Raw genomic sequence first — 13,865 nt, 5'->3', positions numbered from 1 at the left:
ATGGCACGTCGTATTATGTTAATTCCTGTTTCTACCGGTGTTGGTTTAACGTCGGTATCAGTTGGTTTAGTGCGTGCACTTGAACAAAAAACAGTTAAAGTTAACTTTTTTAAACCCATCGCTCAGCCACGTTCTGGTGAAACAGGCCCTGAAAAATCAACACAAATAGTCACTCAAGGCTCACCTATTAACCCACCAATGCCTTTTGCACTTGATTATGCAGAGCAAATGATTGGCGACGGTAAAGGTGATGATCTACTAGAGGAAATTGTTGAACGCTTTGAAAGTAAAATAAACGACGACGAAGTCGCTATAATTGAAGGTATGGTACCTACTCGTCGCCAACCTTATGCTGGGCGTGTAAATCGCGAAATTGCGCAAACACTCGGCGCCGAAATTGTATTTGTACTTACCCCAGGTAATTACACCATTACTCAAATAGAAGACCGCCTTGAAATTGCAGCAGGTAACTACGGTGGTATCGATCATCCTCGCGTACTGGGCTGTATTTTTAATAAAGTAAATGCGCCACTTGATGAAGAAGGTCGTGCACGCGCCGATTTAGTAGACTCATACAAACCTGAAGAGCTTGAAAACGAGTTAAATCGTTTAGCCTCCCTGCCTATTTTTAAAAATAATCCGTTCATGTTACTTGGCGCAATCCCGTGGGATTTTGACTTAGTAGCGCCGCGCGTAAAAGACTTAAGTGCGTATTTAAAAGCAACAATAATTAACGAAGGCGATATGCTTCATCGTCGCCTGCGACGTATTACTTTTTGTGCTCGTACGGTTTCAAATATTTTAAACTATTTTACGCCAGGCGCTTTATTAGTAACACCGGGCGATCGCTCTGACATACTTGTTGCTGCGTGTTTATCAGCTATGAATGGCACCAAACTTGGCGCCATATTGCTTACCGGTGGTTTTGAACCAGAACCGCGTATAATGGCCTTGTGTGAGCAAGCCATGCAAACCGGTTTACCAATACTTGCAACCGATGCCGACACATGGCGTACATCATTATTACTGCATAACTTTAATATGGAAGTACCAAACGATGATGACCAACGTATTGAAAAAGTAAAAGATCACAACGCAGAGCATATCAATTCAAGCTGGCTAGATACTCTCGCTAAAAGTGTAGGTAAAACTCGCAAGTTATCACCGCCCGCATTTCGTTACTTACTTACCACTAAAGCGCGTAAAGCAGGTAAAACAGTTGTTCTGCCAGAAGGCAATGAACCTCGTACAATTAAAGCGGCTGCTATTTGTGGTCAACGCGGGATTGCTAAAACTATATTACTGGGCGATCGCGAAGAAATAATGCGTATTGCGCAGCAGCAAGGTATTGAGCTAAACGAACATGTAACTATTATCGAGCCAAAAAGTATTATTAATGACTATATTGCGCCTATGGTCGAAATTCGTAAAAGCAAAGGCCTAACAGTCGTAGTAGCACAAGAGCAACTACAAGATAACGTCGTACTGGGTACAATGATGCTTGAGCAAGGTAAAGTGGACGGTTTAGTATCGGGCGCGGTAAACACTACGGCAAATACAATTCGCCCACCACTACAATTAATTAAGACAGCACCAGGGTCATCGCTAGTATCATCTGTATTTTTTATGCTGCTACCTGACCAAGTGTTAGTTTACGGTGACTGTGCGATTAACCCAGACCCTAATGCTGAACAGCTTGCAGATATAGCGATTCAATCTGCCGACTCTGCAGCTGCATTTGGTATAGAGCCACGTGTTGCTATGATCAGCTACAGCACGGGTACTTCTGGTACCGGTGCCGATGTTGAAAAAGTACGTGAAGCCACAAAAATTGCAAAACAAAAACGTCCTGATTTAATTATCGACGGTCCACTACAATACGATGCCGCTATAATGGAAAACGTAGCTCTTAAAAAAGCACCTAACAGCCCTGTAGCCGGTAAAGCGACTGTATTTATATTCCCAGATTTAAATACGGGTAATACTACATATAAAGCAGTGCAGAGAAGTGCCGACTTAATAAGTATTGGCCCTATGCTGCAAGGTATGCGCAAACCTGTAAACGATTTAAGCCGGGGTGCATTGGTTGATGATATTGTGTATACAATCGCCTTAACTGCAATTCAGGCAGCCCAAGCAGAAGCGCAAATTACTCAATAAACGCAACGTGTGCTTTTTATAGTCTAGCTAGTATTTACTTAATAATTAACTAGTTAGGCTATTTATACCCTACAACCCCCATACTTATCCACAGAAATTGTGGGTAAGTTTGTAATCTCTATTAAAACCTACTCCCAAATGCCTATTTTAGTCTCGGTTACACCTTTAACTTGAAGGCAATAATCTATACTATTAAGCTATCAATAATGCTGTATCGCAGGCGTTTAATGTCAAAACAAACATTACAATTACACAGCACAATTTTATCTATACATAGTTTAGATGTAGATGCCGACATACCTGCGGCACTTTTAAAGCAATCTTTATTTTTTATTTCTAAAACCCATGATGAACTTTCAATTGTATGCCCAAGCGATTTTGAAGTAAAAAGCCTGGATACCGAACCAGACTGGCAAGCTTTAGAGGTTGTAGGTCCACTTGGCTTTTCGTTAACCGGAATTATGGCTAATATTTCAGGCGTATTAGCGCGAGCTAAAATTTCTATCTTTTCAATCTCAACCTACGATACTGATTATATTCTCATAAAAAAACACACTGCAGATAATGCTATTTCAGCTTTAAGAAAAGAAGGTTATAACGTGGTGGTAAATTAACTTATGAAAGCTCAAAAAATTGACTATTTAGCTCAAAATAAAACGCCTCTTAACGCAATAAATATTACCAGCCCATTTACAGGTAAAGTAATTGAACTGAAAGAGCACCCAGAACCTTTTTTTCGTTTTGGCACTCTGGGCCCTGGTATTATGGTGCAACTAACAAGTCATAAAATTTTAGCACCGTTTGATGGAACTTTATTACAAGTAAAAAATGCAGGCACTGAGTTTATTCTACAAGCTAATAATGGTCTAAAAGCCTTGATTAACTTAACTATCCCTGATTCGCAATCAATTACGCATACCCATATTGCGCAACTCAATGGTAGCAAAATATGCAAAGGTCAACGCCTTGCTTATTTTGATTTACGAGAACTTGATACTCCAATGCTTGCTAGTTTAATTTTACTAAACGGCCATAATCTTGGCACATTTCATTACTCACATTCGCATGTAAATGCGGGCGAAGACACCCTATTAACTATTATTAAGAAGAACTAGATTTATGATCACTCTATACGGTATTAGCAACTGCGATACGATAAAAAAAGCAAAAAAATACTTAGCCGACAACAATATCGAATTCACTTTTCATGATTACCGCAAAGATGGCGTAAACGAGAAAATGGTGAGTGATTTTGCAAATAAACTCGATTGGGAGCAACTCATTAATAAAAGAGGCACTACTTATCGCGCATTATCTGATGAGCAAAAACAGAGCCTAACTAAAGAAAGTGCTATCCCATTGTTAGTTGAACAACCTGCCATGATCAAACGCCCAGTACTGGTAAACAATGGCACTTACCATTTAGGTTTTAAAGCAGCCCAATACGACGAGATTTTTAATAATGACTAATGATGTAATTAAACTAGCCCAAGCACTAATCCAACGTGAATCAGTAACGCCCGAAGATGCTGGCTGCCAACAAATGATGAACGAGCGCCTTGCTGCGGTTGGCTTTAATATAGAGTCATTATTTTTTACCGACACACTTAATACTTGGGCTCGAAAAGGCACACAATCGCCACATTTTTGTTTTGCAGGTCACACTGATGTTGTACCAACAGGTCCTGAACAAAATTGGCAACATCCGCCGTTTTCAGGATTAATAAAAGATGGCCTATTACATGGGCGTGGTGCTGCCGATATGAAAGGCTCATTAGCTGCAATGCTTGTGGCAACCGAGCGCTTTGTTACTAAACATCCAGATCATAAAGGTTCAATTTCTTTTTTAATCACCTCAGACGAAGAAGGTCCATTTGTAAACGGGACTACTCGCGTAATTGATACATTAGAAGCACGCGGTGAAAAAATTGATATGTGTCTTGTAGGCGAGCCCTCATCACGCGATGTACTCGGTGATGTGGTTAAAAATGGTCGCAGAGGCTCACTTACCGCTTTTTTAACCGTTAAGGGTATACAAGGTCATGTGGCCTACCCGCATTTAGCACAAAACCCAATTCACTTAGCGACGCCAGCACTTACTGAACTTAGCCAAACGGTGTGGGATAACGGCAACGAATACTTCCCCGCCACCAGCTTTCAAATTTCTAATATTAATGGTGGCACGGGTGCGGGTAATGTTATTCCGGGTGAGCTCGAAGTACAGTTTAACTTTAGATTTAGCACGCAAGTAACGTATGAGCAATTACAGCAACGTGTAAATGACATTCTACAAAAGCATGACTTAAATTATGAATTAAGCTGGATAGTAAATGGCTTACCTTTTATTACCGAGCACGGCCCGCTTGTTGATGCCACAGTTAAAGCGATTAAATCAGTAACCGGTTTAACCACGAATCTAGAAACCACGGGTGGTACATCTGACGGTCGTTTTATTGCACAAACAGGTGCTAAAGTAATTGAACTTGGTCCACGTAACGCCACTATCCATAAAGTAGATGAATGCGTAAGTACCGATGATTTAATAGCCCTTACCGACATTTACGAGCAAATACTAGAGCAACTTTTAGCATAATGGATGTCACTCAACCCACATCAGTACTGTGTATTACAGGTCAAAGTGATACACATTTAACTGATATACAAAACCATCGCTTGCACAGCGCTATTATTAGCGATTTTTTAGCGCTGCAAAGTGCAGCACAAAAAGCGGGATTTGAGCTTACTATTGCCTCAAGTTTTCGCGACTTTAATCGTCAATCAATTATTTGGAATAATAAATTTTTAGGTATTCGACCTGTTTTTAATAAACAACAAAAGGTTGTAGATTTAACTAAATTAAATGATGTAAATAAATGCATAGCAATAATGCTCTACTCTGCACTACCTGGGGCAAGCAGGCACCATTTAGGCACCGATTTAGACGTGTTTGATAAAGCTGCAGTAAGTGATGATTATAAACTACAGCTAACACCTGATGAATACCTGCAGGGTGGGCCGTTTGCGCCTTTAAGTAATTGGCTTGATACTCACTTGGTTAAATTTGGTTTTTATCGCCCTTACCAACATGATTTAGGCGGCGTAGCACCAGAGCTTTGGCATATAAGCCATATCAAGCAATCACAATTGTTAGTGAATACACTTAGCGAGCAAGTACTTTTTGAATGCATAAAAAATAGTGAACTACAGGGTAAGCAGGCAATACTTGATAACTTACCTGCTATTTATAAACGCTTTGTAACAAACGTGAGTCCACCATAAAAGAAGGTTAACTTAAATGATATTAAGCCTTCTTTTTATTTAAAATAAATACTAGCACAGCGCCTAATATCAAGGAGCTTGCAACTATAAACTCCATTGTTACCTGCTCTGATAAAAACAAGACCCCGGCAATGGCTGCAAGTACCGGCACACAAAGCTGCACAACAGCCGCCTGGGTGCTTTTAAGCAGTGGCATTGCCACATACCAAACACTGTACCCAATCCCAGAAGCTATTGCCCCAGAGGCACATGCAAGTAACACTCCTTCAATACTCATATTTTTTAAATAACTCATACCAACAAGTAATAAAACAGGGATAGCCACTAAACTTCTTATAAAGTTAAACCCAGTTGTACGCAGTGGCGATACACACACTTTACCGCGAATACTGTAAATACCCCATGCCACACCACTGAGTGCCATAAGTGATGCACCTAATAACGAAGGTACAGCAGCAGATGGCAGCATTAAATATACAAAGCCGCCTAGCGCCACTATAAACGCGCACCACTGAAGTACACTCAACTGCTCTTTTTGATATATACCCCAGCCAATCATAGTGAGTTGCACGGCTGAAAACAAAATAAGTGCACCGGTTCCTGTATCTAGCTCAAGGTATGCAATCGAAAAACAAAGCGCGTAAATAAGAAGACTAATACTGCTTCGCCAGCTTCCTTTATCACTTAAAATAGCGGGGTTAAATGTACCTTTTCGTTTTAAATTATGGGTATAAATAGCCATTATAATGCCCAAACATGCAGCTCCGCTTAGTAAACGAATAACAGTAAAATTCCAAGCATCTATATAGCCTTCGGCTAAAGCCATTCTGCAAAAAAGAGAGTTTGCGGCAAACGCGATTAAGGCAATAATTGTATACAATGTAGCTTTCAAAAAAATTCCTTAGCAATCAAAAACGAGTCACAGCATTGTTTAAATTAATAATCTAATTAACCCTCTAAGCTTAAAGTGTAACTATAAAAGCCTACAAAGGCTTTACTGAGCGACACATTTAAACAGGATTGATACAACTGTGCAAAGGGAGTGTTGTATTTAATAGACCACCTCATCTGTATAAGCATTTCACTTAACAAGAAAAGTTCACGCTTTGTTCACCAATGTCATTTTATATTCCCTTATTGACAGGCAGTTTTACTCTACGATTTTTTACAATATTTCACACATTCAAATAAAAATAATATGTTAATGTATGCAAGTAAATTAAGAGGAGTGCGCAGTGCGCCTAAGTATAATTTTAAGCTTTTGTTGTATTTTAAGTGGGTGTAGCACAATGGGCTTTAATGACCTATTTAATGACTATGCCACGCAAATGACACCAATAAGAAATGCGATCGAGAAAAATAACATCGAAGAAGCACGATCCCTTATTGCCAATAATAGCACCATGCACAGCAGCTACTTACTCAACCAACTTGAGCAAGCTCGTTTAAACGACTTAGCCAATACGCCACAAGAGGCACAAAGTAAATTTGAGAACGTGTACACGCAAATGCAAAAAAAACGCGAAGCCGCCAAAATACAAGTAAGTGCGGGGCTTGAACAAAGTAATGCATTATTTACTAACGACTCAGCCATTACTTATGTACCACCGGCTTACGAAATGAGTATGCTTCATAGTTATAAAGCACTTAACTACGTGTATAAAAACGATGTAGAAGGCGCTTTGGTCGAAATTCGCCGTGCTAATAAAGTACAAGTTGATGCACTAAGCGAAAATAAAACAGATGGCGACTCAACCGTTAAAGAAGCGCAGCAGCACTACCCTAGCATGGGCAATGTAACCAGAGATGTAAAAAATGGCTTTCAAAATGCCTATACATTTTATTTATCTGCTTTGCTTTACCAAAGTGCTAAGCAGTATGACGATGCTTATATTGATTATAAAAAAGCACTGGCTATACAACCTAACAATATTTATTTACAGCAGGACGTAATGCGCCTAGCTAAAAAACAAGGGTTTGACCAAGATCTAAGTGAATTTAAAAAACGTTTTAGTGATGCACCCACTATTTCTGCAACACAAGGCGAGGTAATTGTTTTGTTTGAACAAGGCTTAGTACCAAAACAAGATGAATTTAAACTGCGCTTACCCATTTATTCATCACGCGGCGATGCGCGCTTTTATAGCCTTGCAATGCCAGTATATAAAGATAATGCCTATGTGCGCCGCCTTAATAATATAAACATAGATGCACAAAGCTTGGAGCTGAGCCCATTAGTACACATTGAAGCACTTGCAGCAAAAACATTAGAAGATCAAATACCTGCAAAAGTAGCTCGTCAAGTGCTTAGGTTAGTAGCTAAAGAAAAAGTCCGTGCAGAGCTTGCACGCAGTGCTGGTGACGTAGGTAATATACTTGCCAATATTTATAATTTGGCTTCTGAGCAAGCTGATACACGCAGTTGGCTTACACTTCCAAATCAAATAAGTGTTGCAAGGCAAAGCCTAAACGCAGGTGAGCATTCTCTGCATATAGGCACACAAGCACCTATAAATTTTACCATTAGTAAGCAAGGGTTAACGTTAATTTACTTAACCTCTATTAATAACTACTTTAATTATCACGTAGTCCAACTTTAGGGCCTATTAACCTTTCGAGGTTGAATTTACAGAAGTATGTTTGGTTTTTAGGCAAGGCAGAGCCTATGTAATGTGGTTGTTCCCCATAAATAGGCGATAACGCAGCATAAATGCCAAACATGCGCTGCCCGTTGGGTTCGTCCTAGGGGCGATTGACTCTTTGTTGCTCGGTTTTTACTTAGCCCACTAGGTTACAAACCTCGCGGCTCGATTAAATCGCCCTTAGATAAAATAAATTTTAATCCATAAAGGTCAATAGGCCCAGGAGCCATCATGAAATACATAGCGCCATTATTAGCAGTCTTAATGCTCAGTGCATGTTCCAGCAAACCGGTTACATCGGGTATTTCTGTTGAACAAAATAAAAACCAGTTTAATGAGCAATTACGTGTAGATAACCCAGAGCTTGGTAAAAAGCTGGCCATTACTGATGTGAAAACACGTCAAACCAACCAGTTAACCGATGTAGTAGTGACACTCTCAAGCCAATATAAAAAATCACAATATTTGCAGTATCAGTTTAATTGGTTTGATAAAGACGGCTTTGTAATTAAAGGCAACCATTCACCTTGGCAAGCACTCACCTTATTTGGTTTTGCAAAAACACAATTACCGGGCTTAGCACCTAGCTCTGATGCGGTTACCTTTTCTTTAGCAGTAAGAGAAGTGTCTACCGAATCACAAGAATTTAAAGATTAAAGGAAACAACTATGATCATCAGTAACAAATTTAAAACAGTATCAACTTACGCTCTAGTTGGCTTGAGCGCTTTAGTGTTAAGTGGCTGTGCTAATAAAGCCGTAGTAAGTTATGGCGACGCACAAGCAGTAGAAACTACAGATATTAATTTTGGTTCTACCGACTTACAAAAAGTAGCGAGTCAAATGACCGACTCATTACTCAGCTCACCTGTTGTTGGCACAATGACCGCCAATAAACGCCCTGTAGTATTTGTTGAGCGTATTAAAAATAAAACCAGCGAGCACATTGATACAGAATCAATCACCGATTCAATCTCAACACAAATGCTACGCAGCGGTAAGTTTCGTTTTGTAGATATGACCCGTGTTGAGTCAGTACGTGAGCAATTAACGTTTCAAAACGAAGATGCCCTTGTTAACCCTACAACAGCCGTTGCATTTGGTAAACAAATTGGCGCGCAATATATGTTATATGGAAACTTATCAAGTATCGTTAAATCAAATGCTGATAAATCAGACGTATATTATAAATTTACAATGCGTTTAATGGATATGGAAAGCGGCCTAGTTGAGTGGGCAGACGAAACTGAAATTCGTAAAACTAAAGAAAAATCAACCTTTGGCTGGTAGCTAATACCAATCTGCTTATATATGGGGTCTATTTAACGTTAAGAAAATTACGCTAGTACTAGGCAAAAATTTTTGTATCTAGTTGTTCTAAATAAAAAATTTTTAACGACGTTATAGCGCAATTTAATTCGTTAAATTGATCAAAGATTTATGCAGGTTGGTATAAAAGGAGCAAGTTATGAAAGCAATTACTGTAATTATGTGCGCTTTACTTACAATAAGCGCGCCTACGTTTGCTAAATACGAGCGCAATAAAGCAGTCCCTGTGCAGCAAGTTTTATTTGGTGACGTAAAATCGGTACGCAATATTACCGAGCAAGAAATCATTCAAGACAAAAACAATGGCTGGAAAACCTTCGGCGGCGCATTACTCGGTGGTGTAGTAGGCAACCAGTTTGGTGGCGGTAGCGGCCGCACAGTAGCAACAATATTGGGCTCGGTAATTGGTGGCAGTGTTGCACATAATAGGCAGCAGCAAAGCCATTATCAGCAAAATCACTTTGTAGAGTTATTAATACAAGTTGAAAATGGCGACCAGTTTATGGTTGTTCAAGATCAGGACCAATCTATGCGTTTTAGCAAAGGCGATAACGTAAGATTAGTGTATTTGAACGACAACACAGTGCGTGTAGATAAAGCGTACTAGGACGTGCTGAACTTTGGTGGTTGAATTTGCAGCAGAATGTTTGGTATTTAGACAAGGCAGAGCCTATGAACTGTGGTTGTTCCCTATAAATAGGCGATAACGCAGCATAAATCCCAAACATGCGCTGCCCGAAGGGTTCTGCCTAGCGGCAATTAACTCTTCGTTGCTCGGTTTTTACTTATTCTTACATGGATGTAAGCCAGTAGGGTAACGCAGGAGCAGTTACCGAGCCCACTAGGTTACAAATCTCGCGTCGCGATTTAATCACCCCTAGATTGGACAAATTTCAATCCACAAAGATCAACACGCCCTGTTAATATATTCATGATTAAAGTAAAAACGAGCCAAATTTGGCTCGTTTTTTATTATTTTTTTAATAACTATACTTGGCGATAGTCTTTAAAAAAGCGCTTCATTTTTAACATCGCATCGGATAAATCATCTTTGCTTGGTAAAAATACCAATCTAAAATGATCCGGCTCAGGCCAATTAAACGCCCTACCATGCACAAGTAATATTTTTTCTGCTTTTAGCAAATCGTACATCATTTTTTCATCATCTTTGACGTTAAAAAGTGCTGTATCTACTTTGGCAAACGCATAGAGCGCGCCTTTAGGTTTTTTACAACTAATGCCTTCAATATCATTTAATCCGCGCCACGCAATATCACGCTGCTCATACAAGCGCCCACCTGGGTTTATTAGACTATCAATTGATTGCACACCGCCAAGCGCCTGTTGAATTGCATATTGTGCAGGTACATTAGCGCACAAACGCATAGATGAAAGTATTTCTAGGCCTTTGCGTAAATCATCCATTACCGAAGTACGACCGCTTAACACCATCCACCCCATTCTGAGCCCCGCTGCACGGTATGTTTTTGCTAAACCATTAAAAGTAATGATTGGTACATCATCACAAAGTGAGCCGATTGAAGTATGAGTTATACCATCGTATAAAATCTTTTCGTAAATTTCATCGCTCAGTAACAGCAGTTTATGTTCACGCGCTATATCAATTAATTGCATTAACAAATCATCGCTGTAAACCGCACCGGTGGGATTATTAGGATTAATTAATACCAGCGCTTTAGTTTTAGATGTTATTTTACTTTTTATATCTGCAATGTCCGGAAACCAATCTTGCTCTTCATCACATAAATAATGCACCGGATTACCACCCGATAACGTGACCGAAGCAGTCCAAAGTGGATAATCTGGAGCAGGAATAAGCACTTCATCGCCATTATTTAATAGCGCTTGGGTGATCATCTGAATAAGTTCGCTTACGCCATTACCAATATAAATGTTATCTACATCTAAATTATGTAATCCACGTTGTTGGTAATGCTGATAAATAGCCACGCGGGCTGAATAGAGGCCTTTAGAGTCACAGTAACCTTGGGCTGAATATAAGTTGCGGATAATATCGCGGTGCATGTCTTCTGGCATATCAAAACCAAAGGCGGCCGGATTACCTATATTCAATTTTAATACTTTTTGACCTTCGTCTTCCATTTTTTTAGCTTGCGCTAAAACCGGCCCACGAATGTCATAACATACACCTTCTAATTTGTGACTCTTTTTAATATCAGACATTTTTACCTCTTTAGGGCGTATTGACTTTATGGATTAAATTTGTTCAACCTAGGCGCGATTTAATCGCGGCGCGAGATTTGTAACCTAGTGGGCTAAGTAAAAATTGAGTAACAAAGAGAAAATAGCCCCTAGGAAGAACCCTCTGGGCAATGCGTGTTTGGATTTTATGTGTTGTTATCGCCTATTTATGTGGAAAAACCACACTGCATAGGCTCTGCCTAACCTAAAACCAGACACTCGTTGCAAATTCAATCCCGAAAGATCAACACGCCCTAGTGAATCTTTAGACTAACCTAGTAAAGGCGTAAAATGCCAGTGTATTTAAGCGCTTAATACTGAAATAAATTCACGTTTGGCTTATATCTTTAACGAGATGCTAACCATTCATTTAACTTAGCTTGAGAGCCTGTTACTTGAGCCATTAAACTATCAGATGCGTCGATGGCTTCAGCTAAGTTATCTAGGTTTAAATTTTGTTCAATAACACGAGAAACCTCAGCAAGGCTTGAAGCACCAAACTGCGCAGCGTTAGATTTTAAACTATGAGAATGACGAATAGCCGCTTCTCTGTCTTTTCCAATGGTTGCTAACACTTCAGAGCCTAAACGTTCAAACTCCGAGCAGCAAAAATCAAGTGTATCAGCAAACTGCTCACCCAATAATGATTCCATACTCTCTAATGCTGATGTATCTATATTTATTTCTGTCATATTTTAAGCCCTTAAAACAATCCATGTAAATTACAGTTTAATAGTACTACTTTATATTGATGCGTAAAAAAAACCAACTTAATTACCTTATAAATGTATAATTATGAGGATCATACTGGCAACAAAAAGTTTATTAAATGGCACGCACACTTTGTAATCATTGTAACTTTGCACTTAACACCTGTATTTGCAGCGCAACTACAAATATAAATAACAAAGTTACGGTTATTATTCTACAACACCCAAGCGAAGAAAAAATAGCAAAAAATACCGCTAAGCTATTGAATTTATGCTTAACTGATTGCCAAATAATCAAAGGTGAAAATAATGATGACTTTTCCATACTAAAAACACTGCCAATAAGCTCTACTGTTTTGCTCTACCCTAGCGAAAATGCTATAAATTTAGACGATAGCGTTGAGCAACCAAGTATAAAAAAAATCACTCATTTAATCGTGGTTGATGGTACATGGAAAAAGGCCTATAAAATTTTACAACTCACCCCATTACTAAATCAGTTCAAAACGGTCAGCTTTAAAAAACTACCTAAAAACCGTTATGCAATCCGTAAAGCCCCTCGGGTCGACAGCCTATCCACACTTGAAGCCGTCGCGCATAGTTTGTTTTTAATAGAGCAGCTAAACCCCGCACCACTTTATAATGTGCTTGATGAATTAATACAAAAACAAACCCAACACATGCCCGATCACGTAAAAGCACGTTACTTAGATTAAATACGGTGCCATGAATTTAAATGCGTAGTTACCCAAACAGACTAAAACGTGGCTTTACTCGCCAAGGCCCCGACTATCGCTTTGACGACCAAGTCGATTTTAGCGATATCAGAGATACCTTTGGTTTTAGATCAATGGTGGTAGGTAAATGGGTAACCAAAGAAGAGCGCTACATTAGCGCTAATTTAATTTACGATGCGCTGGCCGACCTTGCCCAAATACTGCATTTACCACCCAAAGCTATTGGCCTGCGCGAGAAGCTTAATTTTGCATTTGGCCATGGTGGTCAAAAAGGCGTGCAAGCGCATTATAATGCGGCTTCTCAAACGCTTGCTCTTGCAAAAAATGCAGGCGGTGGCGCACTCGCTCACGAATGGTTTCATGCATTTGATCATCATATAAGCGAGCATTTATTTGCAGCAAAACCACGATTTGGTTTTGCCTCAAAACTATGGCTTTCAAACACGCCTAATTTATCGCACCCACTTAATAATGCTTTAAACAATTTTTATAAATATGTATTTTTAAATGAGGATGGTGTGGATGCTAATAGCTTTGTACAAACATGCATAGAACACGATAAAGCACAAAACATGAATTATATGAGCATGCCAGAGGAACTTGCAGCACGTTGTTTTGAAGCGTGTATTGAGCAGCATTCACATATAAAAAATAGCTTTTTGGTGGGAGGCTTACAAAGTAGTAATTTAATATACCCAAACGCTGAGCATATTAATAAAGCAAATGAAGCGCTTAATCAGTATTTTGAACTACTGGGTTACGCGCTTCATAAAATAGACGAGTAAA

15 protein-coding genes are annotated in these 13,865 nt (G+C 39.3%); 12 read left to right on the top strand and 3 right to left on the bottom strand.

Annotation, left to right across the window (positions count from 1 at the left end; translation table 11 throughout):
* From pta to BW142_RS03565, 6 genes are all read left to right on the top strand, one after another.
* Window positions 1-2,160, top strand: coding sequence for a phosphate acetyltransferase (gene pta, locus BW142_RS03590; protein ID WP_076923912.1), 2,160 nt, complete (start codon window positions 1-3; stop codon window positions 2,158-2,160).
* A 227-nt stretch (window positions 2,161-2,387) separates the two neighbouring features.
* Window positions 2,388-2,774, top strand: a complete 387-nt coding sequence (locus tag BW142_RS03585) for an ACT domain-containing protein (RefSeq protein ID WP_076923998.1) — start codon at window positions 2,388-2,390, stop codon at window positions 2,772-2,774.
* Window positions 2,775-2,777: 3 nt separating this feature from the next.
* The gene (locus BW142_RS03580) at window positions 2,778-3,275 is read left to right on the top strand and encodes a PTS glucose transporter subunit IIA (protein ID WP_076923911.1); all 498 of its coding nucleotides are present in this window, start codon (window positions 2,778-2,780) and stop codon (window positions 3,273-3,275) included.
* A 4-nt stretch (window positions 3,276-3,279) separates the two neighbouring features.
* On the top strand, window positions 3,280-3,630 hold the full coding sequence (locus tag BW142_RS03575; RefSeq protein ID WP_076923910.1) for an ArsC family reductase: 351 nt from the start codon (window positions 3,280-3,282) through the stop codon (window positions 3,628-3,630).
* Window positions 3,623-4,753, top strand: a complete 1,131-nt coding sequence (dapE, locus tag BW142_RS03570; RefSeq protein WP_076923909.1) for a succinyl-diaminopimelate desuccinylase — start codon at window positions 3,623-3,625, stop codon at window positions 4,751-4,753. The genes BW142_RS03575 and dapE overlap by 8 nt, the downstream gene beginning before the upstream one ends.
* Entirely contained in the window at window positions 4,753-5,439 is a 687-nt protein-coding gene (locus BW142_RS03565; RefSeq protein ID WP_076923908.1) for a M15 family metallopeptidase, read from the top strand. The genes dapE and BW142_RS03565 overlap by 1 nt, the downstream gene beginning before the upstream one ends.
* 22 nt (window positions 5,440-5,461) lie before the next feature.
* Here BW142_RS03565 and BW142_RS03560 read toward each other — a convergent pair whose 3' ends face one another.
* Window positions 5,462-6,331 carry a DMT family transporter gene (locus tag BW142_RS03560; protein ID WP_076923907.1) on the bottom strand — a complete coding sequence of 290 codons (870 nt, stop codon included), beginning with the start codon at window positions 6,329-6,331 and terminating at the stop codon, window positions 5,462-5,464.
* A 343-nt stretch (window positions 6,332-6,674) separates the two neighbouring features.
* Between BW142_RS03560 and BW142_RS03555 the strand changes: the two genes are divergently transcribed.
* The 4 genes from BW142_RS03555 to BW142_RS03540 all read left to right on the top strand — a co-directional run bounded on the left by BW142_RS03555 (window position 6,675) and on the right by BW142_RS03540 (window position 10,016).
* Window positions 6,675-8,039, top strand: coding sequence for an adenine DNA methylase (locus tag BW142_RS03555; RefSeq protein ID WP_076923906.1), 1,365 nt, complete (start codon window positions 6,675-6,677; stop codon window positions 8,037-8,039).
* Window positions 8,040-8,312: 273 nt separating this feature from the next.
* Entirely contained in the window at window positions 8,313-8,738 is a 426-nt protein-coding gene (locus BW142_RS03550; RefSeq protein ID WP_007582549.1) for a YcfL family protein, read from the top strand.
* 11 nt (window positions 8,739-8,749) lie between these two features.
* Window positions 8,750-9,370: a penicillin-binding protein activator LpoB gene (gene lpoB, locus BW142_RS03545; RefSeq protein WP_076923905.1), complete on the top strand. Its 621-nt coding sequence runs from the start codon at window positions 8,750-8,752 to the stop codon at window positions 9,368-9,370.
* A 178-nt stretch (window positions 9,371-9,548) separates the two neighbouring features.
* Window positions 9,549-10,016, top strand: coding sequence for a glycine zipper 2TM domain-containing protein (locus BW142_RS03540; protein ID WP_008134100.1), 468 nt, complete (start codon window positions 9,549-9,551; stop codon window positions 10,014-10,016).
* A 380-nt stretch (window positions 10,017-10,396) separates the two neighbouring features.
* Here the strand turns inward: BW142_RS03540 and BW142_RS03535 are convergent, their stop codons facing one another.
* Together BW142_RS03535 and BW142_RS03530 are read right to left on the bottom strand one after the other, a co-directional pair.
* The gene (locus tag BW142_RS03535; protein ID WP_024590435.1) at window positions 10,397-11,614 is read right to left on the bottom strand and encodes a pyridoxal phosphate-dependent aminotransferase; all 1,218 of its coding nucleotides are present in this window, start codon (window positions 11,612-11,614) and stop codon (window positions 10,397-10,399) included.
* 365 nt (window positions 11,615-11,979) lie between these two features.
* Complete coding sequence (locus tag BW142_RS03530) at window positions 11,980-12,324, bottom strand: Hpt domain-containing protein (RefSeq protein ID WP_076923904.1); 345 nt, start codon at window positions 12,322-12,324, stop codon at window positions 11,980-11,982.
* A 137-nt stretch (window positions 12,325-12,461) separates the two neighbouring features.
* Here BW142_RS03530 and BW142_RS03525 point away from each other — a divergent pair, with 137 nt between their 5' ends.
* Together BW142_RS03525 and BW142_RS03520 are read left to right on the top strand one after the other, a co-directional pair.
* Window positions 12,462-13,058 (top strand): tRNA-uridine aminocarboxypropyltransferase, encoded by a 597-nt coding sequence (locus tag BW142_RS03525; protein WP_076923903.1) that lies wholly within the window; start codon window positions 12,462-12,464, stop codon window positions 13,056-13,058.
* A 20-nt stretch (window positions 13,059-13,078) separates the two neighbouring features.
* A complete protein-coding gene (locus tag BW142_RS03520) occupies window positions 13,079-13,864 on the top strand; it encodes a CLCA_X family protein (protein WP_076923902.1) in 786 nt (261 codons plus the stop codon).
* Window position 13,865 lies beyond the last annotated feature (1 nt).

The sequence above is a fragment of the Pseudoalteromonas sp. EB27 genome, from assembly GCF_001974875.1.
Classification (GTDB): domain Bacteria; phylum Pseudomonadota; class Gammaproteobacteria; order Enterobacterales; family Alteromonadaceae; genus Pseudoalteromonas.
This window is presented reverse-complemented; position numbering and strand designations above follow the sequence as displayed.

Coding starts and splice junctions, on each gene's coding strand:
- pta (WP_076923912.1), top strand. CDS start 1: ATGGCACGTCGTATTATGTTAATTCCTGTTTCTACCGGTGTTGGTTTA.
- BW142_RS03585 (WP_076923998.1), top strand. CDS start 2,388: ATGTCAAAACAAACATTACAATTACACAGCACAATTTTATCTATACAT.
- BW142_RS03580 (WP_076923911.1), top strand. CDS start 2,778: ATGAAAGCTCAAAAAATTGACTATTTAGCTCAAAATAAAACGCCTCTT.
- BW142_RS03575 (WP_076923910.1), top strand. CDS start 3,280: ATGATCACTCTATACGGTATTAGCAACTGCGATACGATAAAAAAAGCA.
- dapE (WP_076923909.1), top strand. CDS start 3,623: ATGACTAATGATGTAATTAAACTAGCCCAAGCACTAATCCAACGTGAA.
- BW142_RS03565 (WP_076923908.1), top strand. CDS start 4,753: ATGGATGTCACTCAACCCACATCAGTACTGTGTATTACAGGTCAAAGT.
- BW142_RS03550 (WP_007582549.1), top strand. CDS start 8,313: ATGAAATACATAGCGCCATTATTAGCAGTCTTAATGCTCAGTGCATGT.
- lpoB (WP_076923905.1), top strand. CDS start 8,750: ATGATCATCAGTAACAAATTTAAAACAGTATCAACTTACGCTCTAGTT.
- BW142_RS03540 (WP_008134100.1), top strand. CDS start 9,549: ATGAAAGCAATTACTGTAATTATGTGCGCTTTACTTACAATAAGCGCG.
- BW142_RS03535 (WP_024590435.1), bottom strand. CDS start 11,614: ATGTCTGATATTAAAAAGAGTCACAAATTAGAAGGTGTATGTTATGAC.
- BW142_RS03530 (WP_076923904.1), bottom strand. CDS start 12,324: ATGACAGAAATAAATATAGATACATCAGCATTAGAGAGTATGGAATCA.
- BW142_RS03525 (WP_076923903.1), top strand. CDS start 12,462: ATGGCACGCACACTTTGTAATCATTGTAACTTTGCACTTAACACCTGT.
- BW142_RS03520 (WP_076923902.1), top strand. CDS start 13,079: ATGCGTAGTTACCCAAACAGACTAAAACGTGGCTTTACTCGCCAAGGC.